At 36.2% G+C, this 25,757-nt stretch carries 22 protein-coding genes; 13 read left to right on the top strand and 9 right to left on the bottom strand.

Annotated features, from left to right (window positions below; translation table 11 throughout):
- Position 1: 1 nt before the first annotated feature.
- From ccoG to PWU04_RS04075, 3 genes are read left to right on the top strand one after another with little or no spacing between them, the layout of a single operon-like run.
- Complete coding sequence (ccoG, locus tag PWU04_RS04085; protein WP_274474539.1) at positions 2-1,429, top strand: cytochrome c oxidase accessory protein CcoG; 1,428 nt, start codon at positions 2-4, stop codon at positions 1,427-1,429.
- 12 nt (positions 1,430-1,441) lie between these two features.
- The gene (locus PWU04_RS04080) at positions 1,442-1,894 is read left to right on the top strand and encodes a FixH family protein (RefSeq protein WP_274474538.1); all 453 of its coding nucleotides are present in this window, start codon (positions 1,442-1,444) and stop codon (positions 1,892-1,894) included.
- On the top strand, positions 1,894-2,601 hold the full coding sequence (locus PWU04_RS04075; RefSeq protein ID WP_274474537.1) for a sulfite exporter TauE/SafE family protein: 708 nt from the start codon (positions 1,894-1,896) through the stop codon (positions 2,599-2,601). The genes PWU04_RS04080 and PWU04_RS04075 overlap by 1 nt, the downstream gene beginning before the upstream one ends.
- A 53-nt stretch (positions 2,602-2,654) precedes the next feature.
- Here the strand turns inward: PWU04_RS04075 and PWU04_RS04070 are convergent, their stop codons facing one another.
- Both PWU04_RS04070 and hemN read right to left on the bottom strand, forming a co-directional pair.
- Positions 2,655-3,488, bottom strand: coding sequence for a universal stress protein (locus tag PWU04_RS04070; RefSeq protein WP_274474536.1), 834 nt, complete (start codon positions 3,486-3,488; stop codon positions 2,655-2,657).
- A 104-nt stretch (positions 3,489-3,592) separates the two neighbouring features.
- Positions 3,593-4,954 carry an oxygen-independent coproporphyrinogen III oxidase gene (gene hemN / locus PWU04_RS04065; protein WP_274474535.1) on the bottom strand — a complete coding sequence of 454 codons (1,362 nt, stop codon included), beginning with the start codon at positions 4,952-4,954 and terminating at the stop codon, positions 3,593-3,595.
- Positions 4,955-5,080: 126 nt separating this feature from the next.
- On the opposite strand from hemN, the gene PWU04_RS04060 reads away from it, so the two are divergent.
- From PWU04_RS04060 to PWU04_RS04030, 7 genes are all read left to right on the top strand, one after another.
- Positions 5,081-5,710: a YceI family protein gene (locus PWU04_RS04060; RefSeq protein ID WP_274474534.1), complete on the top strand. Its 630-nt coding sequence runs from the start codon at positions 5,081-5,083 to the stop codon at positions 5,708-5,710.
- Between the two features lie 417 nt (positions 5,711-6,127).
- A complete protein-coding gene (uvrA, locus tag PWU04_RS04055) occupies positions 6,128-8,959 on the top strand; it encodes an excinuclease ABC subunit UvrA (RefSeq protein WP_274474533.1) in 2,832 nt (943 codons plus the stop codon).
- A gap of 36 nt (positions 8,960-8,995) precedes the next feature.
- Entirely contained in the window at positions 8,996-9,685 is a 690-nt protein-coding gene (locus tag PWU04_RS04050; RefSeq protein WP_274474532.1) for an LOG family protein, read from the top strand.
- A gap of 121 nt (positions 9,686-9,806) precedes the next feature.
- On the top strand, positions 9,807-12,638 hold the full coding sequence (locus PWU04_RS04045) for a gluzincin family metallopeptidase (protein WP_274474531.1): 2,832 nt from the start codon (positions 9,807-9,809) through the stop codon (positions 12,636-12,638).
- A gap of 172 nt (positions 12,639-12,810) precedes the next feature.
- Positions 12,811-15,222: an alpha-ketoacid dehydrogenase subunit alpha/beta gene (locus tag PWU04_RS04040; RefSeq protein WP_274474530.1), complete on the top strand. Its 2,412-nt coding sequence runs from the start codon at positions 12,811-12,813 to the stop codon at positions 15,220-15,222.
- A gap of 88 nt (positions 15,223-15,310) precedes the next feature.
- A complete protein-coding gene (locus tag PWU04_RS04035) occupies positions 15,311-16,924 on the top strand; it encodes a class I SAM-dependent methyltransferase (protein ID WP_274474529.1) in 1,614 nt (537 codons plus the stop codon).
- A complete protein-coding gene (locus tag PWU04_RS04030; protein WP_274474528.1) occupies positions 16,917-17,216 on the top strand; it encodes a DUF202 domain-containing protein in 300 nt (99 codons plus the stop codon). Before PWU04_RS04035 ends, PWU04_RS04030 begins: the two co-directional genes overlap by 8 nt.
- Here the strand turns inward: PWU04_RS04030 and holA are convergent.
- On the bottom strand, positions 17,200-18,204 hold the full coding sequence (gene holA / locus PWU04_RS04025) for a DNA polymerase III subunit delta (RefSeq protein WP_274474527.1): 1,005 nt from the start codon (positions 18,202-18,204) through the stop codon (positions 17,200-17,202). The genes PWU04_RS04030 and holA overlap by 17 nt on opposite strands.
- A 97-nt stretch (positions 18,205-18,301) precedes the next feature.
- On the opposite strand from holA, the gene PWU04_RS04020 reads away from it, so the two are divergent.
- The 3 genes from PWU04_RS04020 (at position 18,302) to PWU04_RS04010 (ending at position 20,705) form a co-directional block, all read left to right on the top strand.
- On the top strand, positions 18,302-18,757 hold the full coding sequence (locus PWU04_RS04020; protein ID WP_274474526.1) for a type I restriction enzyme HsdR N-terminal domain-containing protein: 456 nt from the start codon (positions 18,302-18,304) through the stop codon (positions 18,755-18,757).
- Positions 18,757-19,758: a glycosyltransferase family 2 protein gene (locus tag PWU04_RS04015; protein ID WP_274474525.1), complete on the top strand. Its 1,002-nt coding sequence runs from the start codon at positions 18,757-18,759 to the stop codon at positions 19,756-19,758. Before PWU04_RS04020 ends, PWU04_RS04015 begins: the two co-directional genes overlap by 1 nt.
- An 83-nt stretch (positions 19,759-19,841) precedes the next feature.
- Positions 19,842-20,705 (top strand): OmpA/MotB family protein, encoded by an 864-nt coding sequence (locus tag PWU04_RS04010; RefSeq protein WP_274474524.1) that lies wholly within the window; start codon positions 19,842-19,844, stop codon positions 20,703-20,705.
- A 55-nt stretch (positions 20,706-20,760) separates the two neighbouring features.
- On the opposite strand, the gene PWU04_RS04005 is transcribed toward PWU04_RS04010, so the two are convergent.
- The 6 genes from PWU04_RS04005 to PWU04_RS03980 form a co-directional block, all read right to left on the bottom strand.
- Positions 20,761-21,573: a hypothetical protein gene (locus PWU04_RS04005; protein ID WP_274474523.1), complete on the bottom strand. Its 813-nt coding sequence runs from the start codon at positions 21,571-21,573 to the stop codon at positions 20,761-20,763.
- On the bottom strand, positions 21,570-22,082 hold the full coding sequence (locus PWU04_RS04000) for a hypothetical protein (RefSeq protein ID WP_274474522.1): 513 nt from the start codon (positions 22,080-22,082) through the stop codon (positions 21,570-21,572). The genes PWU04_RS04005 and PWU04_RS04000 overlap by 4 nt, the downstream gene beginning before the upstream one ends.
- Positions 22,083-22,230: 148 nt before the next feature.
- Complete coding sequence (gene trxA, locus PWU04_RS03995; protein ID WP_274474521.1) at positions 22,231-22,527, bottom strand: thioredoxin; 297 nt, start codon at positions 22,525-22,527, stop codon at positions 22,231-22,233.
- A 114-nt stretch (positions 22,528-22,641) separates the two neighbouring features.
- Positions 22,642-24,054: an MBL fold metallo-hydrolase gene (locus tag PWU04_RS03990; protein ID WP_274474520.1), complete on the bottom strand. Its 1,413-nt coding sequence runs from the start codon at positions 24,052-24,054 to the stop codon at positions 22,642-22,644.
- A gap of 173 nt (positions 24,055-24,227) precedes the next feature.
- On the bottom strand, positions 24,228-25,028 hold the full coding sequence (locus tag PWU04_RS03985; RefSeq protein WP_274474519.1) for a sulfite exporter TauE/SafE family protein: 801 nt from the start codon (positions 25,026-25,028) through the stop codon (positions 24,228-24,230).
- Between the two features lie 65 nt (positions 25,029-25,093).
- Entirely contained in the window at positions 25,094-25,726 is a 633-nt protein-coding gene (locus PWU04_RS03980; protein WP_274474673.1) for a Crp/Fnr family transcriptional regulator, read from the bottom strand.
- Positions 25,727-25,757 lie beyond the last annotated feature (31 nt).

The raw sequence follows: 25,757 nt of genomic DNA, 5'->3' as shown, positions 1-25,757 counted from the left end.
AATGGCTGCCCAGCAAGATAATGAACGATTTAGAGATTCTATTGGTACCGTAACTGAAGAAGGTAAACGTGCCTGGATTTATCCTAAAAAGCCTGATGGAAAGCTTTACGAGTATCGTAAAATCGTTAGTTACTTTCTATTGGCATTTCTATTCTCTGCTCCGTTTATCAAAATAAACGGAAACCAGTTCCTATTATTCAATGTAATGGAACGTCGTTTCAACATTTTTGGGCAGCCATTTTGGCCTCAGGATTTCCACCTGTTTGTCATTTCCATGATTACAGGTGTTATTTTCGTAGCCTTGTTTACAGTGGCTTTTGGCCGTCTATTTTGTGGCTGGATATGCCCACAAACTATTTTTATGGAAATGGTTTTCCGAAGAATAGAATATTGGATTGAAGGTGATCGTGGAAAACAAATACGATTGAACAAACAACCTTGGAACAAGGAAAAGATTCAAAAAAAGGGTTTAAAATGGTTAATTTTTGCTGTTATTTCATTTTTAATTGCAAATGTTTTTTTAGCTTATCTAATTGGTAGTGATACGCTATTAGAGTACATTATTGACGGGCCACTACAGCATGTAAGCACATTAATATCCTTAATAATTTTTACCGCGGTATTTTATTTTGTCTTTGCTTGGTTTCGAGAACAGGTCTGCATCATTGCTTGTCCTTATGGCAGACTACAAGGTGTATTGTTAGATGAAAAGTCAATTGTGGTTGCATATGATCACAAACGTGGTGAAAGCACAAACGGGCGAAAAAAATGGCGTAAAAATCAAGATCGAGAGGAATTAGGCTATGGTGACTGTATAGATTGCTTTCAATGTGTTCATGTTTGCCCTACAGGCATCGATATTCGTAATGGAACGCAATTAGAGTGTGTAAATTGTACAGCCTGTATTGATGCTTGCGATCATATTATGGAAAGCGTAAACCTTCCGAAAGGATTGATTCGCTATGCCAGTGAAACGGAAATTCAGGATAAGAAGAAATTTGAGATAACTCCTAGAATGAAAGGTTATGGAGCTGTACTTATTATCCTTATAGGTGTCCTAACCGGTATGCTATTCTTAAGAAGCGAAGTTGAAGCACGAGTGCTTAGATTGCCTGGTCAACTATACGAACATAAGGAAGGGAACATAATAAGCAATGTATTTACTTACAAGTTTATAAATAAAACCACCCACGATATTGATAATGTCTCGTTAAAACTAAAAAACCTACCAGGGAACGTTGAATTGGTATCACGTCAAAATCTATTCACTATTCCTAAACAAGGTATTTCTGAAGGATCTTTATTTATTGAACTAGACCAAAAACACCTACAAGGAGATAAAACCAAACTTACTATTCAGCTGTACAGCGGAGATAAATTAATAGAAACAACAACTGTAAACTTTCTAGGACCTAGAAGTTATCGATAAAAATATTTTGTTATGAAAATGAATTGGGGAACCGGCATTGTTTTAGCGTTTGTAGCCTTTATTGGGTTTATCATGTATTTAGTTGTAGCCATGAGTACGAACAAAAAATACGATCACGATTTGGTTACCGAAGAATATTACAAAGAAGAACTAGCTTTCCAAAACCAAATCGATAAGGAACGTAACTCAAAACAACTTAAAGAGAATATCAGTTGGAAAAAAACCAAACAGGGTTTGACCATTACATTTCCAAAAGAACTAAACCCTGAATTCATTTCAGGCAAAGTGTTCCTTTACAGACCATCTAATAAAGTCCTGGATTTTGAAACTACCATTTCATTATCTAAATCAAGCCATCTACTGCTCATACCTGGCGAAAATTTATTGGATGGTCGTTGGAACATTACGGTAGATTGGCAATATAAAAATATAGAATACATTTACAAGGCTTCAATTACTTACTAATGTGGTTATCGGCATTTTTATTAGGCTTGTTGGGAAGTTTTCACTGTGTTGGTATGTGTGGCCCCATAGCCTTTTTACTACCGTTTAGCAAAACCAACAAAACAAAAAAAGGGTTTCAAATCATTACTTACCATTTAGGTCGGATATTTACCTATAGCTGTATTGGGTTAATTTTTGGCATGGCAGGAAAGGGATTAAGTTTATTTGGTTTTCAGCAAAAACTATCCATAATAATTGGTGCAATTATGATAATTATTGTGATTCTACCAGTAAATTATTCCAATAAACTTAAAGTATCACAAACTGTTTACCGATTAACAGCTAAAGTTAAATCTGAATTAGCCAAAGCTCTAAAAAAAGAACAACCGGACACCTTTTTAACTCTTGGATTCCTGAACGGATTTTTACCATGTGGTCTGGTTTACATGGCTGTTTTTGGAGCTATTGCAACTGGAAGCCCTTTTCGAGGTGGGCTTTATATGGCCTTATTTGGGTTAGGAACGATTCCACTAATGACATCGGCGGTTTACTTATGGGATTTGGTCAATAAAATAAATAGGAAACGGGTTCAAAAAATTATACCAGTTGTTGTTATCATTATTGGAATTCTTTTTATAGTAAGAGGACTGGGATTAGGTATTCCCTATCTCTCCCCTTCCTCCCCTATATTACAGCAAGTAAGTAATACTCTTAATTGTACACCATAAATAAAAAAGCCATCCTTCAAAAGGATGGCTTTAAAGTATAGGAACTTTTAAAATTAAATCTTAAATGTCATTACAGGTAAAACAGCATGGTTAGCAATATCCTCAGAAATACTACCTCCAAAGAAATGGGCTATACCAGTTCTACCGTGAGTTGGAACAACTATTAGATCTACACCATGCTTATTGGCAAAATTCAACACTCCTTTCTCTACAGTATAATCGTTTACCATATGAACATCTTTTAACCTGTCTGTATTCCCATCAGCTTTTTTAAGGAAGCTAGTAATACGTGAGTCTACTTCATTAGTACTTCTAAACTTATCGTTAGGTAGGTTTACATACAATAAACTAAGCTTGGCACCTATGCTATCTAACATTTTTGAAGCTTTCTGGTATGCACCTACACTTTCGTCGGTAAAATCACTTGCCAACACAACATGCTCCATCTTGAACCCGTTTGGTTTGCTTTTAAGTACTAAAACAGGTATATCTGAGTACCTTACCACTCTTTCTGTATTAGAACCTATAAAGAGTTCTGTAAGACCACTAGCACCATGAGATCCCATAACAATTAAATCTGCATTAGTTTCATCAGCCACTTCACTGACCTCGCTAAAAACCTTAAAATGTTTAACTATTGGAGTTACGGTTACCCCTGCCAGATATGGCTTATCTAAAAACTGATCAAAACGCTGTTCGGCTACTTTTAGAAAATATATAGCTTTTGCTTGTGAGGCTGACTCAGATTTAGTTAATACGGCTTCCGAAATTTCCAACATATGCAGCGCTAAAATCTCGGCATTATTTTGTTTTGCTAAGATTGCTGCAGCCTCTAGAGCATATTCTGAATGTTGAGAAAAATCTACCGGTACTATAATCTTTTTCATGATGATTATTTTAATGATTTATTGATTGTTTTCTTTGTTTGGTTGATAGGTGTAATTTACGAAATTTTGATCAGATTCTATTGAATATTCTGACATAATTAGACTTAAATCGTCATTGAAAACAGCCTTGTTTCCGGTTTATTTTTGTGCAATCGCAAATCGAAAGCCATGCACACATTTCGTACAAAAGGACGTCCTTTGTCGGTTACTGAAACCCCATTATCTCCCTTTACTATAAGTCCATCATTTTCCATTTCATTTAGCCGTTCCAAAACATCTTGTACCCCATCAAAATAATATGCTTCATCTTCCCAAGATGTTTTAAAACCACACATCAAATTTTGAATATGGTAACGGATAATTTGATCTTCATTATTGAGCATATGACCACGATAAGCAGGAATAATTCCTTCATCCAACAAATGGTAATAGGACTCGATTCCCTTTTCATTTTGTGCAAATCCTTGCCCTGAATCACTTATTGCAGACACCCCCAAACCAATAAGCATTTTGGTCTTTACCGGAACATATCCCATAAAGTTTCTATGGAGTTCACCTTGTTGTGATGATTTATATAGAACATCACTTTTCAATGCAAAATGATCCATTCCAATCTCTGTATATCCTACTTCCTGTAAAAGCTGTTTACCCAGCTCATATTGCATACGTTTTGTTTCGGCGGTAGGCAGGTCTTGGTCCTTAAACCCCCTTTGTCCATTTCCTTTCATCCATGGGACATGAGCATAACTATAGAAAGCCAAGGTGTCTGGTTTTATCTCTGACGTTTTATTAATGGTTTCCATGACATGCTCTAGGGTTTGAAAAGGCAGTCCGAAAATAATATCATGTCCAACAGATTCGAATCCTATTTGCCTTGCTACTTTGGTGACTTCATTAACCTTTTCAAAGGACTGCTTTCTATTTATGGCACATTGTACCGTAGGGTTGTAATCCTGAACGCCAAAACTCACTCGCTTGAAGCCCAAATTATATAAAACTTCTAAGTGTTCTTTTGTAGTATTATTGGGGTGACCTTCAAAACTACAAGAAATATTGCCAGCTCTTTCACCTCTATAGAAAAGACCATTTACCAAAAGTGCTAAGTTTTCTGGAGTGAAAAAGGTTGGTGTTCCTCCACCTAAGTGCAATGCTTTAATCTTAGGGCGAGTTCCCAACAAATCACAATACAAGCTCCATTCCTTAAGAACAGCTTTAATATAAGGCTTCTCTACATCATGACGCTTTGTTATACGTTTATGGCACCCACAAAATGTGCATAAACTTTCACAAAACGGTAAATGAACATAAAGGCTTATGCCTTCATTTTCACTTCTACTAAATTGGTTTTTCACAGAAACTTTCCATTCCCTCAAACTAAAACTACTTCTATCCCAATAAGGTACAGTTGGATAACTTGTATATCGTGGACCAGGGACATTGTATTTTGAAATAATTGCTACACTCATGATTTTATTTTTCGGTAAAAATAGAAGACCTACAAAGGATATAATATGACATTAGTCAGTAAGGTTAATTTGATGTTCAATAATAAAATAAGTACCTTCGGTAAAATTTTTAACTACAATACCACAATGAAAAAGAACATATTGTATTTGGCACTATTTGCAGCTATGATTACATCAGCTTGTAAACAGGAAAAGAAAACCGAACAGCAAACAGAACCAGCTACAACTGAGGTAGCTTCTGAAATGTTCGTAATTAAACCCGAAGCGACTACCGTAAGTTGGACAGGGTATAAAACAACAGCCAAAACACCTGTTAAAGGTGAATTTACAGTATTAAATTTTGAAGAAAAATCTGGAACTTCACCTATGGAAGCAATCAACAACCTAAACTTTTCCATTCCTGTTAGCAGTATTTTTTCGAAAGATGAATCTCGTGATAGCAAACTAAAGGAATTTTTCTTTGGAGCCATGGAAAACACCAACCTTTTAGAAGGGAAACTTAATTGGGACAACGATAAGTGTATTGCAACAATAACAATGAATGGCGTAACACAAAATCTCCCATTAGATTTTAAAATAGAAGATGAGCGTCGTCTTACGCTTAAAGGTGTAATGAACCTTGAGGACTGGAACGCCCTTGAAGCAGTAGAATCAATCAATAAGGCTTGTTTTGATCTTCATAAAGGAGAAGATGGAGTTAGCAAAACCTGGAGCGAAGTTGCCATTGAAGTTTCTGCTTACCTAAGAAAGGGATAAAATATCTTTTTAATATTTATTAAGTATAATAAACAGGCTACCTCAAAAGGTAGCCTGTTTATTTATTCTCCAATTTCAAACTTCTTCTAATTACTCCTCAGTACCTCTTAATTTAACATACCAATATGTAAATTCAATTAGTGCTTCATGGCATGACTATATTGCCACAACCAAAACTAACCATTTTTTTGGGTTTCAATTTTAAGTAACCTCATAAGTATTTCTTCATCTAAATGTAAAAAGTAGAATGTAACAATGTAAAATATTCAAAATTGGATATAATGATTACTACTAGCATTTTTATGGTTACTTAAGTTGGCATTTTAGAATCTAACCATATTGTAACTTTATACAGATAGCCTATAGGTAGCTTCATAATTACATTGAAATCAACTAACTTTGCGGTTTTGCAACTCTATGTCCAATTTTGAAGAAAATATTGAGGTAAAAGGTGCTCGTGTGCACAATTTAAAGAATATAGACGTGACTATTCCACGCGAAAAACTGGTTGTTATTACCGGACTTTCGGGTAGTGGTAAATCATCTCTTGCATTCGATACTATTTATGCCGAAGGACAACGTCGTTATATCGAGACCTTCTCTGCTTACGCTCGTCAGTTTTTAGGCGGACTGGAACGTCCTGATGTTGATAAAATTGACGGTTTATCGCCTGTTATCGCCATAGAACAAAAAACCACCAGTAAATCTCCAAGATCTACTGTAGGTACCATTACTGAAATTTACGATTTCCTGCGCCTTTTGTTTGCGCGTGCTGGCGAAGCATACAGCTATAACACTGGTGAGAAAATGGTAAGCTATAGTGACGATCAGATTAAACAGCTTATCATAGAAAACTTTAACGGAAAACGTATAAATATATTGGCACCTGTAATTCGTTCCAGAAAAGGACATTACCGTGAACTTTTCGAAAATATTGCCAAACAGGGCTTTGTAAAAGTACGTACCGATGGGGAAATACGCGATTTGGTTAAGGGTATGAAACTAGATCGTTATAAAACTCACGATATAGAAATTGTTATTGACCGCCTGAAAATTGACGAATTGGCCGATAACGACAATCGCCTTACTGAAACCATAAATACAGCTATGTACCATGGTGACGATGTGCTCATGGTTCTTGATCAAGATACTGGTGAAGCTCGTTATTTCAGTAGAAACCTCATGTGTCCTTCTACAGGAATCTCCTATCCTAACCCTGAACCAAACAATTTTTCGTTCAACTCACCAAAAGGAGCATGTCCGAAATGTAACGGACTAGGGAAGCTACATGTTGTGAATATCGATAAGATTATCCCAGACGACAGTCTTTCCATTAAAAGTGGAGCCTTAGCTCCCCAAGGTCCAGAAAAGAAAAGTTGGATATTTAAACAGTTAGAATTAATTGCACAACGTTTCGATTTTAAATTATCCGATCCATATAAAGATATTCCCGAAGAGGCTAAACAGATGATTCTTTTCGGAGGAAATGAGCGTTTTTCCATAGCTAGTAAAACCTTAGGAATAACCCGCGATTATAAGATCGATTTTGAGGGTGTCGCTAATTTTATTGAAAGTCAATACAACAATGCCGACTCATCATCCATTAAGCGCTGGGCCAAAGAGTATATGGACAAAGTGAACTGCGATGAATGTGAAGGTAGTCGCTTGAAAAAAGAATCGCTATACTTTAAGATTAACGAAAAGAATATTGCCGAACTAGCTCATTCCGATATTGTGGATTTGGCAGAATGGTTTGGTAACTTACCAAAAAACCTATCTAACAAGCAACTGAAAATTGCTGAAGAAATCGTTAAGGAAATTTCAACACGCATCCAATTCCTTTTGGATGTTGGCTTAGGATATTTATCTCTAAACCGTAGCTCGAAATCCCTTTCTGGTGGGGAAGCACAGCGTATTCGTTTGGCTACCCAAATCGGATCTCAATTGGTTGGAGTACTCTATATCTTAGACGAACCAAGTATCGGGTTGCATCAAAGAGATAATGAGAAACTCATCAACTCTCTGGTATCATTAAGAGACGTTGGGAATTCTGTAATTGTTGTTGAGCACGATAAGGACATGATAGAACGTGCCGACCATGTTATAGACATTGGCCCACATGCGGGACGTCATGGTGGCACCATTATTAGCGAAGGTACTCCCGATGAACTAAAAACCCACCATACTCTTACAGCAGACTATTTAAACGGAACCAAGGAAATAGAAATTCCTGAAACTCGTCGTGAAGGCAATGGAAATACAATTACCCTAAAAGGCTGTACCGGTAATAACTTAAAAAATGTAAGCGTAGAATTTCCTTTAGGAAAGATGATTGGTGTTACTGGTGTATCTGGAAGTGGTAAATCTACATTAATTAATGAAACCCTATACCCTATCCTAAATACCCATTTTTATAATGCTGTAAAAAAACCAATGCCCTATAAAAGCATCAAAGGATTGGAACATGTTGATAAAGTAATCGATATTAACCAGTCTCCTATTGGGCGTACACCCCGCTCTAATCCTGCTACCTATACAGGAGTATTTAGCGAAATAAGAAGTCTCTTTGCTAAAGTTCCCGAAGCTATGATACGTGGCTACAAACCAGGACGTTTTAGCTTCAACGTCACTGGAGGACGTTGTGAAACCTGTAAAGGTGGTGGTTTGCGGGTTATAGAAATGAACTTTCTCCCAGATGTATATGTAGAATGTGAAACCTGCCAAGGGAAACGATTCAACCGTGAAACTTTGGAAATCCGCTATAAAGGAAAATCAATAAGTGATGTTTTGGAGATGACCATCAATGAGGCTGTTAAGTTTTTTGAACACATTCCTAAAATTCATAATAAGTTAAAAACCATTAAGGATGTTGGGTTGGGATATATTACTTTGGGGCAACAAAGTACTACACTTTCAGGTGGTGAAGCACAGCGCATAAAACTGGCTACAGAACTAAGCAAACGCGATACAGGAAACACTTTCTATATATTGGACGAACCTACAACAGGACTTCACTTTGAAGATATACGAGTGTTAATGGTCGTGCTGAACAAATTGGTTGACAAAGGTAACACTGTACTCATAATAGAACATAACTTAGACGTCATTAAAGCAGTAGACCATATTATTGATATTGGATATGAAGGAGGTGCTGGTGGCGGAGAGGTAATTGTTACTGGAACTCCTGAAGAAGTAGTCAAACACAAGACGAGTTATACTGCCAAATTCTTAAAAAAAGAATTACATTAGTAATACGATATTAATGTAACGGACTTTTTTAAGATTATGATGAAAACGCAACATCACAAAGGTTGGAATGAAATAAAAACAAACGACTCATGGGCGATTTTTAAAATCATGGGAGAGTTTGTAAATGGCTTTGAGAAAATGAGTCAAATCGGTCCCTGTGTATCCGTTTTTGGGTCTGCAAGGACAAAACCGAATGATAAATATTATAAACTTACCGAGGAAGTAGCCAAAAAAATTGTTGAAAATGGTTATGGTATTATTACAGGCGGTGGACCTGGAATTATGGAAGCAGGTAATAAAGGCGCCCACCTTGGAGGGGGGACCTCTGTTGGGCTTAATATAGACCTCCCTTTTGAACAACATGACAATCCATATATAGATTCAGATAAAGTTCTGGATTTCGATTATTTCTTTGTAAGGAAAGTCATGTTCGTTAAATATTCCCAAGGATTCGTAGTTATGCCTGGTGGTTTTGGTACACTTGATGAACTCTTTGAGGCCATGACACTTATTCAAACTCATAAAATAGAACCATTTCCCATAATACTGGTTGGTAAAGATTACTGGAGTGGTTTATTGGATTGGATAAAAAATACATTATTAGATACCTTTAATAATATTAGTGCGGAAGATTTAAATTTAATTAATCTAGTAGATACACCTCAGGAAGTCATAGAAATATTAGATGATTTCTATAAGGAGTATAATTTAAGTCCAAATTTCTAGCAAACTTATTCTTACAAATATTTTCAAGGGATATTGCTAGTTTTATTGCTTTTATCCCTTTGATTTTTACTATCTTTTTACCATCTAAGAGACAGTAAAATCCCTTAAGACGTTGTGCCCTTTGAAAACTAAGCTGTTGAATTTATTAATGTTCTTGGGTTGCTCCGTGATACTTCACGGACAAAATGCTATTGACATTTATGCCACCTTTAATACAGCTGTTGGTCAGGTAGAAATCTCACAAAAAATCACCTATCAGAATACCTCTAATGATAGTCTTAGATACATTTATTTAAACGATTGGCCAAACTCCTATTCCAGTAAAAAAACACCTTTGGCCAAACGCTTTGCTGAAGAGTACAAAACCGAATTTCACTTTGCAAAACCAGACGACCGTGGGTATACAGAAATATCATCTATAACTAATTTAGGACAAGAAGTTAGCTACGAACGACTGGAAGGCCATCCAGACATAATAAAACTTAAACTCAACCAGATAATGGCTCCAGGGCAATCATATACCCTTAACTTACATTACATGGTTAAAATTCCTAAAGATAAATTTACCCGCTTTGGTAAAACCTCTAATGGCGATTTCAATTTAAAGTACTGGTATATCACCCCTGCCGTTTATGATGGGCAATGGCACTACTATAGCAATAAAGATCTTGATGACTTATACAACCCAAAAGCCGATATCAAACTTACTGTGGAGTACCCCAACGACTATTACCTCAGTACCGATCTTGATGAAATAAATCATTATAAAAACCAACATAATCAAATATCTGAACTGGAAGGAAAAGAAAGAGTAAACACGAAACTTTTCCTTAACCGGACACCAAGATTTGAAACCGTAAAAACAGATTACCTAACCATTGTTTCAGACCTTGAAGGAAAAGATTTAAGCAATATTGAAGATCTTATTATACTGGATAAGATTGCAGCTTTCATAACCAATAATTTAGGCCCTTATCCGCATGACAAATTTTTACTTTCCGAAGTAGAATACAAAAATGACCCCGTATATGGCTTAAACCTTTTACCTAACTTTATAAGACCTTTTCGAGATAATTTTCAGTATGAGCTCAAAGTACTAAAAACGGCACTTCACAATTATCTAGAGAACACCATTCTAATTAACCCTAGAAAAGACCAATGGGTAAATGATGGACTTCAGATCTATTTTATGATGAAATATATGGAAGCCTATTATCCAGATATGAAAATTGTTGGAACCTTGGCAAATATTTGGGGAGTAAGAGCCTTTCATGCTTCAGACCTTAATTTTAATGATAAATACAGTCTACTATATATGCACATGGCTAGAAATGGAATAGACCAACCCTTAACCATGGCTAAAGACTCCCTATTGAAATTCAATAAGAACATTGCCAATAAATATAAGGCTGGGGTTGGGTTAGCCTATCTAGACGACTTTATCAATCAGGATCATATAGAAGAAAGTATTAAGGCATTTGTCCATCGTTATAGTTTACAACCTGTTTCAGCTCATAACTTTGAAACTATCTTAAAAGCTAGCACAACAAAAAACATCGATTGGTTTTTTGATGAATATTTAGCCACTTCTAAGAAAATAGACTTTAAAATTAAAAAAGTTCAGGAAGATAGTACAGGTATTCACGTTACCATAAAAAATAAAAGGGACAATAATATGCCTGTGTCCTTGTTTGCACTCTATAATGACGAAGTCGTTTCTAAAACGTGGATAGAAAACGTTAATAACGAACGCACCATAATACTTACCGATACTTTGGTTGATAAATTGGTTTTAAACTACAATAATTCTATACCTGAGTATAATCAAAGAGATAATTGGAAATCCCTTAAAGGTGTATTCTTTAACAATAAACCCCTTCAATTCCGCTTGTTTAAAGACGTAGAAGACCCTAATTATAACCAGGTGTTTTTTATGCCCTTGTTTCAATATAACTATTACGATGGGTTTTCTCCAGGACTAAACCTTTACAATAAAACAGCAATCAATAAACCTTTTGGATACTCCTTTAGGCCAACCTACGGATTTAAAAGCAAACAGCTTGTTGGTAGTGGTGTTTTGTCTTATGTACACTACGATCAAACCCGCAACCTATACCGTACAAGTTTTGGTGTTAGTGGACAGTATTCCAATTATGCGCCAAATCTTAACTATACTTCTTTCTCTCCTTTCCTTTTTTTGAGGTTTAAAGACTATACCAATTTAAGGGATAACGAAAGGCGTTATTTAAACTTCAGATTTATATCCATATATAGAGAAGATGACCCTACCGGGATTTACAATGTAGAAAACAAACCCAATTATAATGTATTCAATATCCGGTATGGAAAAAGCGATCCTAATTTAATTAACTTTTCATCGTACAATTACGATTTAGAGTTAAGTAGTGATTTCGGAAAACTGTCGTATACTTTTGAGTACCGAAAACTTACCCAAAGAAACAGACAGTACAACTTTAGGCTTTTTGCAGGGATGTTTCTTTACAACCAGACATATAAAACATCAGACTTTTTTAGTTATGCTCTTGATCGCCCGACGGATTACCTTTTCGACTTCGATTATTTAGGTCGATCTGAAGACACAGGTATTTTTAGCCAACAATTAATCATAGCAGAAGGAGGCTTTAAATCTAAACTTACCCCTGCATATGCTAACCAGTGGATCGCAACCGCAAACTTTAGCACAACTATTTGGAAATACATTCAAGCATATGGTGACGCTGGTTTTGTAAAAAACCATTTTGCCGATGCCAAATTTGTATACGATTCTGGAGTTAGGGTTAATCTGGTAGCCGATTATTTTGAATTGTATTTTCCAGTTTATTCCAACTTAGGATGGGAGGTTTCCCAAGCTCATTATAGCCAAAAAATACGCTTCGTTATCACTTTATCCCCACGCACCTTATTTGGTCTGTTTACTCGTCGTTGGTATTAAACTTATCAACAATTATATAATTTTCAAGGTTTCAGCTTTTTTGATATAAAAAACTCAGAAAACCCCTCCAATAACACCCTTAAATTACGAATGTCACAATCCTAATTCTTACTTGGAATTGTAAAACCCATAAAGTTTGACTAAATTTGTGACCTTAGTTAGAAAATTACATATGCAAACAACACCCAACTTGAAAAAGGAAATGTCTTTTGATGACTTTAAAACAGAGGTTTTAAACGACTATAAAATAGCGGTTACCAGTAGAGAATGCAGTTTACTGGGGCGCCGAGAGGTACTCACAGGTAAGGCCAAGTTTGGAATATTTGGTGACGGAAAGGAAGTTCCTCAATTAGCTTTGGCCAAAGCTTTTAAAAATGGAGATTTTCGATCGGGTTACTACCGCGACCAAACCTTTATGATGGCCATTGGAGCGTTTACGATCGAACAGTTTTTCTCAGGTTTATACGCTAATACCGATTTAGCCATCGAGCCAATGTCTGCCGGAAGACAAATGGGTGGTCACTTTGCAACTCATAGCTTAGACGAAAACGGAAACTGGAAAGACTTAACCAAACAGAAAAACTCAAGTTCTGACATCTCTCCTACTGCTGGGCAAATGCCTCGTTTATTGGGATTGGCGCAAGCTTCGAAAATATATAGAAACGTTGAAGGTATAGATACAACCAACTTTTCCCAAAAAGGGAATGAAGTGGCTTGGGGTACTATAGGAAATGCCAGTACCAGTGAAGGCCTGTTCTTCGAAACTATTAATGCTGCAGGCGTATTACAAGTGCCTATGGTAATGAGCGTTTGGGATGATGAATACGGAATTTCCGTTCATGCCAAGCACCAAACTACTAAAGAAAACATATCAGAAATATTAAAAGGGTTCCAACGTGATGAAACTGGAAACGGTTACGAAATACTACGTGTTAACGCTTGGGATTACGCTGCTTTGGTAGAGACTTACGAAAAAGCATCTAAAATTGCACGTGAAGAGCATATACCTGTATTAATTCACGTTTTAGAATGTACGCAACCACAAGGGCACTCTACCTCTGGTTCTCACGAACGTTATAAAGATAAAGACCGATTGGCTTGGGAAGCTGAATACGACTGTAACGTAAAAATGCGTGAGTGGATGATCTCCAACAACATTGCTACAGATGAGGAATTGAAAGCAATGGAAAAGGATATCAAAAAAGCAGTTCGCGACGGTAAAAAATCGGCTTGGTCGGCTTTTATAAATCCTATTTTAGCTGAAAGAAGTGAATTAGTTTCACTATTGGAAACAGTTGCTAATTCAAGTGCAAACAAAGCATTCATCACTAAGTTGAAAAACGACTTAGAAAGCATTGCTGAGCCGATACGCAGAGACATTTTGTCTACTGCTAGAAAAGTGATGCGCTATTTAGTGAACGAAAGATCTTCAGAAAAACAACAACTTGTTGACTGGATTAATAACTACTTTGAAGCCATTCAACCAAAATATAGCTCACATTTATTAAGTGAGTCTGCCAAGGCCACTCAAAATGTTAAAGCCACTGCTCCTACTTATGATGACAATGCTGAAGACGTGGATGGACGTATTATCATGCGTGACAACTTCGACGCTATTTTCTCTAAGCATCCGGAAGCTTTAATATTTGGTGAAGATTCAGGTAACATTGGAGACGTTAACCAAGGGCTTGAAGGACTTCAGGAAAAGTATGGTGAACTTCGTGTTGCCGATGCCGGTATCCGTGAAGCAACAATCTTAGGACAGGGTATTGGAATGGCCATGAGAGGCCTTAGGCCAATTGCAGAGATTCAATATTTAGACTACATTCTGTATGCCCTTCAGATAATGAGCGACGATTTGGCTACACTTCATTACAGAACAAAAGGACGTCAAAAAGCTCCTTTAATTGTTCGTACACGTGGTCACAGACTAGAAGGAATCTGGCACTCTGGATCCCCTATGGGAGGTGTAATCAACCTTGTTCGTGGTATGCATGTGTTAGTCCCTAGAAACATGACTAAAGCTGCAGGATTCTACAACACGCTTTTAGAAGGTGATGAACCAGCTCTTATTGTTGAGTGCTTGAACGGTTATCGTCTTAAGGAAAAACTACCTAATAATATGGGTGAATTCAAAACACCAATTGGGGTTGTTGAAACTATTAAGGAAGGAACTGATATTACTTTGGTATCTTATGGTTCTACACTTCGTATTGTAGAACAAGCCGCTAAGGAACTACAGGAAGTGGGTATTAATGCTGAAATAATCGATATTCAATCATTATTACCATTCGACATCAACCATGATATCGTTAAGAGTGTAGCAATAACCAATCGCTTGATGATTATTGACGAAGATGTTCCTGGAGGAGCTTCAGCATATATCCTTAACGAAATTGTAAATACACAACAAGCATACAAACACTTGGATAGCCAGCCAGTTACTATGGCTGCTAAAGCGCACAGACCAGCTTATGGTACTGATGGAGACTACTTCTCTAAACCATCTGCTGAAGATGTTTTTGAAGCAGTTTACGCCATAATGCACGAAACTAACCCAACTAGTTTTCCTGCATTGATGTAACATAACCAAAATCTAACTGAGATATAAAAACCTTTCAGGGCAACCTTGAAAGGTTTTTTTTATATTTATATACAAACAGTTAGAGACTATGCTATCAAAAAAACAGAAAGGAGAATTTCGCTCTACCATTTTCCGTCATCTCGACGGAATAGCGACAGCTACTACAGCTTTCACACTATACAATCACAGCGTTTTTGATTACTTATTGGAGCACAAAAAGGTATCTATTACCGACTTGTCCAAGCAGTTTAATGCCAATGAAGGGTATTTAAATATTGCCTTAAGAATTTTATGCTCTCAAGGATGGCTCGTTCAACATATAGACAATAAGAAAAATACAGTCATCTATGAAACCAATGAAAAGAGTCAAACTGCATTTGAATTGGTACCCAAATACGAAGCAGCTGTTAATCTTTTAAATCATGCTGTTAAGTATCCAGAAACGCGAAGCATTGGCCCAGATGCCTTTAATGCTTTAGAAAAAGTCTTTAAACAGTTTGAATTACAATTCGGGTTAAATGATATCGACTCCAATCCTATATCATTTCAAATATTAAAACATATTGAAGGTGTAATTGCCGCTCCAATAATTGTACTTTTGGGAGTTAACGGACTCTTTCATAAATACTTTATGGAAGCCTCTTTTAGAGCACAAGAATATCATAGAGACCCTGAAAGTTTCAAAAAAATACTGGATTTCCTGACCCATTTGGGATGGTTCATCAAAAAGCGGGAAACCTATCAATTCACAGATAAAGGTCTTTATTTTGCCAAACGTGCAACAGCTTACGGTGTAACAGTATCTTACTTACCTACTTTTGTAAAACTTGATGAGCTCATTTTTGGCGATGCCACTATTTTAAAAACAAGTTCTCCCTACGAAACTGAAAAACATGTACACCGTGAAATGAATGTTTGGGGAAGCGGTGGGGCTCATTCCACTTATTTTAAGGTAGTAGATAGTATCATCATAGAAATCTTTAACAAACCAATCGAAGACCAGCCTAAAGGTATTCTGGATATGGGTTGCGGCAACGGGGCTTTTCTACAACATATTTTTGAAGTTATTGAACACCAAACTCATCGTGGAAAACATTTAGAAGAACACCCTTTATTTTTAGTTGGAGCCGATTTTAATGAAGCTGCTCTTCGAGTAACTCGTGCCAACTTGATTAACGCCGATATTTGGGCCAAAGTTATATGGGGGGATATTGGTAATCCTGAGGCTTTAGCCAATGATCTTAAAGAAGATTACAACATAGAACTGAACGACCTTTTAAATGTTAGAACCTTTTTAGATCACAATAGAATTTGGGAACAACCTAAAAATCCAAGCGACAGAGTAAGTAATTCTACAGGGGCATATACTAGTAGAGGTGAAAGATTGAGTAATAACTTGGTAGAGGATTCCCTTTTAGAGCACTTACAAAAGTGGAAACCCTATGTGTCTCAATTCGGTTTATTAATTATTGAGCTGCATACCATTCCTCCAACCATTTGCGCTGACAATTTAGGTCGTACAGCTGTAACAGCCTACGATGCTACTCATGGATATTCTGATCAATACATTGTAGAAGTTGAAGTATTCAATACCATAGCAAAAGAAGCTGGATTATATCAAGTAGAAGAGTACTTCACTACTTTCCCAAATAATGAACTGGCCACCATAAGTATAAATCTTTTAAGAGGGAATAATGATTAGAAAAAGAAGAAAAAAGAAAATCACCAAACAACATCTTATTACGCGCGATTGGCTAGCCATAGAACGTACAAGGTTATCTAACGAACGTACGTTTCTCTCATATTTTAGAACAGCAATTGTATTCCTTGGTACTGGGATTACCATTATAAAATTGGAGATGTTTTCAGAAGTTAAAGCCTTTGGTATTATACTAATCTGCATTTCACCGTTCCTTTTAGGTATTGGTGTCGTTAGATTAATCTATGTACGGCGATTAATCCGTAGCCATTATGAGGTTACGAGAAAATTTTAACCAACATTTCCTTAAGTAAATCCCCTTGGGGGATATTTTGCGCTCCAACACCTTTACTCTTCACATCAAATTCCCGTAAGGTAGCAACTGCTGCACTCACTTTCTTCATGGGAAAGTTTCTAGCTGCTGTAGTATATTCACTTACAAAAAAAGGGTTGATCTTTAAAGCTGATGCTACATTTTTAGGATTGTGATCTTTTAAACCATGCAACTGCAATAATTGGGAGAAAAAACTAAACAGGAGTGAAACGGTCATCACCATAGGATTATCCTTTGGGTTTTCAGCAAAATAATTTACAATCTTATAAGCTTTAACCTCATCACGAGCACCAATGGCCTTGCGAAGCTCAAAATTATTAAAGTCCTTACTAATACCAATGTTTTCCTCAATATGTTCTGGTGTAATTGTAGTCCCTTGAGGTAAAATAATCTGGAGTTTTTCCAATTCGTTATTTATCTTGCTTAAATCTGTTCCCAAAAACTCCACTAACATTTGTGCTGCCTTGGGAGAAATACCATAATTTTTACCTTTTAGCACTCTACCAATCCAATCGCCTATTTGGTTTTCATAAAGCTTTTTACTCTCGAAAACAACACCTGACTTTTTAATTGTTTTATACAAAGCCTTTCGTTTGTCAATTTTCTTGTACTTATAGTTCAGTACTAATACCGTTGAAGGTTGTGGATTAGCAGCATAATCCGAAAGCCTCTCAATGGTACGTGACAAATCCTGTGCTTCCTTGACAATAACCACCTGACGCTCGGCCATCATAGGAAAGCGTTTGGCTTGTCCAACAATATCCTCTATGGAAACATCCCTGCCATACATAACCATTTGATTGAACCCTTTTTCCGATTCATCAAGGACATTGTCTTCGATAAATTCAGAAATCCTGTCAATATAATAAGGCTCCTCTCCCATCAAAAAATAAATGGGTTTAAGGTTACCTCTTTTAATGTCTGATACAAGTTGTTTTACCTCGTCCAAATCGTTATGCGTTTGTCGTGTTACAGGGTATTAAAAAATAGAACCGGAATTTGGAATTTACTTCCGTAGGCTTAACTTTGGGACATACAAAATATGCATGCAAGCACTTCACTTTCCAAAGTTCGAGTTCCGATTCAAAAATAGCGAAAATAAAGTTCTTATTTTCGATCGTATCCGCAAAAAGTTCGTGGTACTTCAACCCGAAGAATGGGTGCGTCAGCACTGTGTTGAATATCTTATCCACCACAAAAATTACCCTGTTTCACTTATTAATGTAGAAAAAGAGCTAAAAGTGAACAATCTTAAAAAACGTTATGATATTGTGGTATACCATCCTGATGGCAGCATTAATCTGATTGTAGAATGTAAAGCGCCTAAAGTGAATATTAGTCAAGATACTTTTGATCAGATTGCACGTTATAACATGACGCTCGATGCAGACTATCTAATGATAACTAACGGTTTAAGCCATTATTATTGCCAAATGGATACCGAAGGGGAACAATATGTTTTTTTAAGGGATATTCCTAACTACGAAAATACTGAAGCCTAATGAAGATAGCTATTATTGTATTGAATTGGAACGGAAAAACGCTTTTAGAGCAGTTTTTACCTTCGGTAGTAGCAAATTCACAAGATGCCGATATCTATGTTGCAGATAATGCTTCTACTGACGATTCGGTTCAGTTTGTTCAAAAACATTATCCTAACGTTCATATTATACAGAACAAGGAAAACGGTGGTTTTGCCAAAGGCTACAACGATGCTCTAAAACATGTAAATGCCGATATTTTATGCTTACTTAACAGTGATGTAGAAGTAACCCCAAATTGGCTTGAACCTATTAAACAAACATTTCAAGATGCCCCTAAAACAGCAATAGTTCAACCTAAAATATTAGATTATAAACAGAAAGATCGTTTTGAATACGCTGGAGCCGCTGGAGGATTTATTGACAAATATGGATACCCTTTTTGCAGGGGCCGTATTTTCACAACTCTGGAAAAAGACCAAGGGCAATATAACGATTGTTCAGAAGTATTTTGGGCTAGTGGTGCCTGCTTATTTATCAGGAAAGAAGTATTCTTTAAAGCCAACGGTTTTGACGAATCGTTCTTTGCCCATATGGAAGAAATTGATTTATGCTGGCGGGTACAGAATTTAGGTTTTAAAGTGATGTATCAGGGGGCATCCACCGTATACCATGTTGGAGGGGCTACTTTAAAAGCCTCAAACCCCAAAAAGACATTCCTAAATTTTAGGAATAGTTTATTTACTCTAATAAAAAACAGCAAGAGCCCTGTTTTTGGTATTATTCTAGTTAGACTAATACTAGATGGTTTGGCGGCAATACAATTCTTAACGCAACTAAAGTTCTCGCATATATTTGCCATACTTAAGGCTCATTTTAGTTTTTATGGACACCTACCCTCTCTCGTCAAACAAAGAAAACATTTACAACAGAAGGTAAAACATTACAAAATTTCATCTGTGGTGTGGGCCTACTTTATTAGCAGAAATCACACATACAGACAATTAGGAAATGGCGTATAAAAGTTTTGTTAACAGCATTTAAAACTCTTATTTTTTCTATACTTTTGGGATGCTAACAAAATAATACAAGAAAAGCATCTATTATGAAAAAACTTATTTTACTTAGTATAGGAAGTGCTTTAGTTTTAAGTTCATGTGTATCTAAAAAACAATTCGCAGATCTTGAGGCTAAACAAAAAGAAACCCAAGATCTTTTAAATTCTGCCACCGTTAAGCTGAACAGCTGTTTAGAAGAAAAGGCTTCACTAACGGCTACATCAAAAGCCTTAAAAGACCAGAATGATTTATTGAAAGCCAACAACCAGGAGCTTATCAATAATATGGGAAATTTGACAACTCTTACAACCAAAGGAGCTGAGAACTTAGAAAAATCATTGGAAAGCCTTCGTGAAAAGGACTTAACTATCCGTAAACTTCAAGATGCTGTAACACGTCGTGACTCTGTTAACCTTGCTTTGGTATCTAGCTTAAAAGGCGTATTAGGTAATCTTGACGACGAAGACATTAACATTAGTGTTGAAAAAGGTGTAGTATATGTAAACATTTCTGATAAATTATTATTCGCTAGTGGAAGTACAAGAGTAACTAGCCGTGCTCACGAAGTACTTGGAAAAGTAGCTACTGTAGTAAACAACAAACCTGATTTTGAATTTTTGGTAGAGGGCCATACAGATACAGATCCTATTAAAACTGCAGCAATTAAAGACAACTGGGATTTAAGTGTACTAAGAGCAACTTCAGTTGTTAGAATACTTCAAGACGAGTTTAACGTAGACCCTAAGCGTATGACTGCTGCTGGACGTAGTGAATACATCCCAGTAGACAGCAACGACACCCGTGAAGGAAAAGCCAAAAACAGACGTACCCGTATTGTAATCCTACCTAAAATTGATCAATTCTATGGTATGATAGAAGATGAAATGAAAAATCTATCTACAGAAAACTAATCTCACGGATAACTTGATAAAACAAAATCCCCATCGAATTTGATGGGGATTTTTTTTACTTCTCATTGTTAAAGCATGTACTTTTATATACTTCAATAAAAGCTATCAGATCATTCAAGGTAATCTCCTCATGCTTAAAAGCTTCAACAAACTCAGGACAATCTTCAAAATAAGACATTGATTTTTTGATGAACTTTTTATGTGATCTAATTGTTATTAATTTGTTTTCCGGTGCCTTGAATAGGTAATATCCAACTCCAGATAATTTTGGGACAAAAGAATTATTAAACCCATAAAATCCACTAAATCCTCCTGGAATTTCAATTTCTCTTCCATCGGGCAACACATTAGTTTGAGTTAAACTAGGGTTAACAATTGGAGATGAGATTGAGCTAGGACTCATTTCAACACGCCCATTAGACAGACTTATTCTAGCAGGATTTCCCCATCTTCTCATTGCATTCATCATTTCCATTCCTGTGGTTCTATCAAATTCCGAGTAAAATAAATTAAGATCATTTGAAAGTCTTAAATAAATACTTATTTCATCTTTATAAACCAATTCAACAAACATTTTAAATCTGTTTTGGTCATTATCTAGGTACTGGAAAATCCTGGGTGTTTCTTCGAATGGATCAGTAATAATTATATCTATTTCATCTATATCTATTTTTTGAGCCTTCTCACTTTCACTAATTTTAAACCTAGGATCGAAAGCTGAATCGTTCATTTTCAAAAAACCTAATTTGGTCTCTCCGTTTTTATAAACAATAATACTGCAAACATAAGGTGTTTTCCTTAACTCAAAATCTTGACCATAACTTTTAATTGTCAATAATATAATTGCTAGAAACAATAATTTCCTCATTTATTTTGAATTTCCTCAGTTATATTACTTAGACATTTTCGTATAACTCGCTTTAACTCCTCACATTTTTGGGTACCAATCAAAAACTTTTTACCTGACTTAGTTTGTAGCGCTAATCCTGTTTTACCGGAGGTGTTATAAACTGTGCCATATTTAGTCAATAAGCGAATCCCCCAACCTCCTACAAAACCATAATCAATTACCTCTGCCGTTTGTATTTGTTCCCAATAAAGTTCCTTCTTCCTAACAAAAGGATAAAAGCTCCAAACAATTCTTTCTTGATATATCTCGGTCGATAATTTCATTACCTTAAACAAAACTGCAGAGCCTAACACCAGAAAAGTATTTATAATAACAACAAAATCAGATGCAGGATTATCACCGACAACTTCATGTAAAATAAGTTGCTTGTAAATAATGTATACGAAAACAAGGCCTAAAACAAAATGTATAATCCAAATCCACCATTGTCTAAACCCTTGTGTTTCCTTAAATAATATTTTGCTCATATTTTGGGAACAATTGTTCGTTAATTTTTATTCTTTCTCAAACATAGATTTATTCTTGGTTAAATATAGGAATACTCTTATTATTCTTGTTCCTGTTAATATCAAAAAAAGCCTCCCGTAGGAGGCTCAACCAAATCTAAATTAAAACTTAACTATGATTATTTACCAGTTGTATCAATTCATTTTTTTGCAATACACCAGATTGTCTCCAAAGCTGCTGCCCATTTTTAAAAAGCATTAAGGTTGGAACTCCCCTAACCTGGTACTTTGCTGCAAGCGATTGATTTTTATCAACATCAATCTTAATGATAGCCACTTTATCTCCCAAGCTTTCTTTAACTTCTTTAAGAATAGGAGACATCATTTTACAAGGACCACACCATTCTGCGAAAAAGTCTATTAACACGGGTTTGTTTTGATTTATTATATCTGAAAAACTACTCATTTCGTTTATGTCTTACACAAAATTACACTGTTTTTATAATTTGTACCGTAACTCTTGTTACAAAAAAAAAGCGACCCTAATGGTCGCTTTTAATAATATGAGATTCTATTCTTTTTATTTTAAAGTTGAAGGACAAACGTAATCTGTTAACGGGATACCTGATTCACGAATGGCTTTCATTCCTCCTGCAACATCGACTAAATTATGGATACCACGGCTCTTAAGTATTGAAGCAGCAATCACAGAGCGATATCCTCCAGCACAGTGTACATAGAATGTTTTATCTTCTGGGAATTCTGCCAAATGGTCATTTAAGAAATCAAGAGGTGTGTGGTGCGCATCTGCAATATGCTCAGCCTTGAACTCTCCATCTTTTCTAACATCGAATACAGGAACATTTTCGGCTTCTAAACGTGCTTTGAATTCGGTTGCATCGATAGAAGACAAGGTATCGTATTCTTTACCATCGTTCTTCCAAGCTTCGAAACCTCCTTTTAAATATCCTAAAGTTTTATCGAATCCAACACGAGATAAACGGGTCACTGCTTCTTCCTCACGACCTTCACCAGTTACCAAAAGAATAGGTTGTTCTACATCGGCTATTAAGGCACCTACCCAAGGTGCAAAACCTCCGTCAAGACCAATAAAAATAGATCTTGGAATATGTCCTTTAACAAACTCGTTTTGATGACGAACATCCAATATTATAGCTCCGGTTTCATTAGCAGCAGCCTCAAACTCGTTTGGCGATAACGCACGGGTACCACGCTCTAAAATAGCATCGATATCTTCGTATCCTTCCTTGTTCATTTTTACGTTCAATGGGAAGTATTGTGGTGGTGGTGCAAGCCCATCGGTTACTTCGGCAATAAATTCTTCCTTAGTCATATCTGCTCTAAGAGCATAGTTCATTTTCTTTTGATTGCCCAGAGTATCAACGGTTTCCTTCATCATGTTCTTACCACAAGCTGATCCAGCGCCATGTGCTGGATAAACAGTCACATCGTCTGCTAAAGGCATAATCTTGGTACGTAAGCTATCGTAAAGTGTACCTGCCAATTGTTCTTGGGTCATATGGGCAGCCTTTTGAGCCAAATCTGGACGACCTACATCACCTAAGAACAAAGTATCCCCACTGAAAATGGCATGGTCTTTCCCATTTTCATCACGTAACAAATAAGTGGTACTTTCCATAGTATGCCCTGGGGTATGCAATGCTATAATTGTAACATCACCAAGTTTAAACTCCTGTCCATCTGTAGCGATAATTGCATCGAAAGAAGGATTGGCTGTTGGACCATAAACAATAGGGGCTCCAGTTAATTTTGATAGGGTAACATGACCACTAACGAAATCGGCATGAAAATGAGTTTCGAAAATATATTTAATCTTCCCTCCTTCCTTTTCAGCACGGTCAATATAAGGTTGTACTTCACGTAAAGGATCTATAATTGCTACTTCTCCTTTACTTTCAATATAATAAGCGCCTTGCGCTAAACATCCGGTATATATTTGATCTACTTTCATGTGTATATATTTAGTGTTTCTATTAGTCACATGTAACATCCTCTTAATAATTATTTTTTAAGCCTAAACATTTAGAGGGATGTTTCATCGTATTGTTCATTTAAAATTCATTACAAAAATAAGACTTTATTCAATGTCCTTAGGTAACCTGGGTTACAGTTAAACAACGGTAACTACATAGTTAACTCCTTATAAAGGATATAAACGGCCATAAGTAGTACAAACCACCCAAAGGCCTTTTTTAGTTTTTTACCATCAATAAATTTAGAGAGATAAATTCCAAAGAAAATCCCCACTACAGATAGTGCTGTAAATCCTAAGAGAAAAATCCAATCTACCTTAAGGGTCTCCAGGTCTCCGGTAAACCCTATTAATGAATTAATAGCAATAATTAGCAATGAGGTTGCAACAGCTTTTTTCATTGGTAATTTAGCCAACAAAACCAAAGCTGGGATAATTAAAAAACCGCCTCCAGCACCAACAACGCCAGTAAGGACACCCACTATTAACCCTTCGGCAATAATAAGTGGATAATTGTACTCCACTTTATGGTTTTCTTCCTCTTGGTTGGATTTATTACGAATCATTGATAGTGACGCCACAAACATGATGAATGCGAAAAAGATCATGATAGCAATGTCTTTGGATATATCAAAACCAGCTATAGTTCCCAGACTTTCAGGAATGGCAGGTACTATAAACCTTCGTGTAGCGTAAACAGAAATAAAAGCTGGAAGGGCAAAAATCAAGGCCGTTCTCAAATCTACCATCCCTTTTTGAATATTACGTAAAGCCCCAACCAAAGCAGTTGTCCCCACTACAAACAGAGAGTATGCAGTTGCTGTAACAGGGTTTATAAAAAATAAGTATACTAAAATTGGTACAGTAAGAATAGAACCTCCTCCTCCACTTAATCCCAAAACAACACCTATACACAATGCGCCTACATAACCTAGTATTTGAAAAATATCCATAATTAGATTTTAGACGACAAAACTAGTGTTCATTTTGCACTTGCTAGGTAACTTTTGTAACAAAACTAAAGTGACAATACTTTTATACTGTTTCTGTACAATTCTATTTTACCATCCTTTTCAAGGGATTTAAGAATTCTTGAAACGACTACTCTGGAAGTATGCAAGTCGAAGGCAATCTCTTGATGAGTTACCTGTATAATATCATTATGGTTTACCATCGCTTTGTCTCGAAGATATTTTAAAATACGTTCGTCCATTTTAAGAAAAGCAATAGTGTCTATGGATTCCAGCATCTCACTCATTCTATCGTGATAACTCTGTAAAATAAACGACTGCCAACTTTGATACTTCCCCATCCACTCCCCCATTTTCTCAACAGGAACCATAATCAATTTTGCATCTGTTTCGGCCGCGGCACGAATTTCACTTTTTTTGTTTCCCATACAGCATGACAAAGTCATCGCACAAGTATCTCCACGTTCAATAAAATACAACACCAACTCATCTCCCTTTTCGTCTTCCCTGAGTATTTTTATGGCTCCAGAAAGCAACAATGGAATAGACTTAATAGGCTCTCCAATATCAATAAGAGTTTGGCCTGCCTTAACTTCTTTGTAAGTTCCTGAAGCGTTAATTTCCTGAATAAGGGGTGCCTCGAATAAAAAACCAAACTGCTGTTGTAATTCTTCTATCATGGTAGTGATGCAAAAACGGAAAGTTGTTAGT

It is taken from the genome of Mangrovimonas aestuarii, assembly GCF_028767185.1.
Classification (GTDB): domain Bacteria; phylum Bacteroidota; class Bacteroidia; order Flavobacteriales; family Flavobacteriaceae; genus Mangrovimonas_B; species Mangrovimonas_B aestuarii.
The sequence above is the reverse complement of the archived record's forward strand: the minus strand, read 5'-3'. Positions and strand labels throughout refer to the sequence as shown.

Coding starts and splice junctions, on each gene's coding strand:
- PWU04_RS03985 (WP_274474519.1), bottom strand. CDS start 25,028: ATGGATATTTTTCAAATACTAGGTTATGTAGGCGCATTGTGTATAGGT.
- PWU04_RS03980 (WP_274474673.1), bottom strand. CDS start 25,726: ATGATAGAAGAATTACAACAGCAGTTTGGTTTTTTATTCGAGGCACCC.
- PWU04_RS04005 (WP_274474523.1), bottom strand. CDS start 21,573: ATGAGGAAATTATTGTTTCTAGCAATTATATTATTGACAATTAAAAGT.
- PWU04_RS04010 (WP_274474524.1), top strand. CDS start 19,842: ATGAAAAAACTTATTTTACTTAGTATAGGAAGTGCTTTAGTTTTAAGT.
- PWU04_RS04040 (WP_274474530.1), top strand. CDS start 12,811: ATGCAAACAACACCCAACTTGAAAAAGGAAATGTCTTTTGATGACTTT.
- ccoG (WP_274474539.1), top strand. CDS start 2: ATGGCTGCCCAGCAAGATAATGAACGATTTAGAGATTCTATTGGTACC.
- PWU04_RS03990 (WP_274474520.1), bottom strand. CDS start 24,054: ATGAAAGTAGATCAAATATATACCGGATGTTTAGCGCAAGGCGCTTAT.
- PWU04_RS04020 (WP_274474526.1), top strand. CDS start 18,302: ATGCAAGCACTTCACTTTCCAAAGTTCGAGTTCCGATTCAAAAATAGC.
- PWU04_RS04070 (WP_274474536.1), bottom strand. CDS start 3,488: ATGAAAAAGATTATAGTACCGGTAGATTTTTCTCAACATTCAGAATAT.
- trxA (WP_274474521.1), bottom strand. CDS start 22,527: ATGAGTAGTTTTTCAGATATAATAAATCAAAACAAACCCGTGTTAATA.
- PWU04_RS04030 (WP_274474528.1), top strand. CDS start 16,917: ATGATTAGAAAAAGAAGAAAAAAGAAAATCACCAAACAACATCTTATT.
- PWU04_RS04060 (WP_274474534.1), top strand. CDS start 5,081: ATGAAAAAGAACATATTGTATTTGGCACTATTTGCAGCTATGATTACA.
- hemN (WP_274474535.1), bottom strand. CDS start 4,954: ATGAGTGTAGCAATTATTTCAAAATACAATGTCCCTGGTCCACGATAT.
- PWU04_RS04080 (WP_274474538.1), top strand. CDS start 1,442: ATGAAAATGAATTGGGGAACCGGCATTGTTTTAGCGTTTGTAGCCTTT.
- PWU04_RS04035 (WP_274474529.1), top strand. CDS start 15,311: ATGCTATCAAAAAAACAGAAAGGAGAATTTCGCTCTACCATTTTCCGT.
- PWU04_RS04015 (WP_274474525.1), top strand. CDS start 18,757: ATGAAGATAGCTATTATTGTATTGAATTGGAACGGAAAAACGCTTTTA.
- PWU04_RS04075 (WP_274474537.1), top strand. CDS start 1,894: ATGTGGTTATCGGCATTTTTATTAGGCTTGTTGGGAAGTTTTCACTGT.
- PWU04_RS04050 (WP_274474532.1), top strand. CDS start 8,996: ATGATGAAAACGCAACATCACAAAGGTTGGAATGAAATAAAAACAAAC.
- uvrA (WP_274474533.1), top strand. CDS start 6,128: ATGTCCAATTTTGAAGAAAATATTGAGGTAAAAGGTGCTCGTGTGCAC.
- PWU04_RS04000 (WP_274474522.1), bottom strand. CDS start 22,082: ATGAGCAAAATATTATTTAAGGAAACACAAGGGTTTAGACAATGGTGG.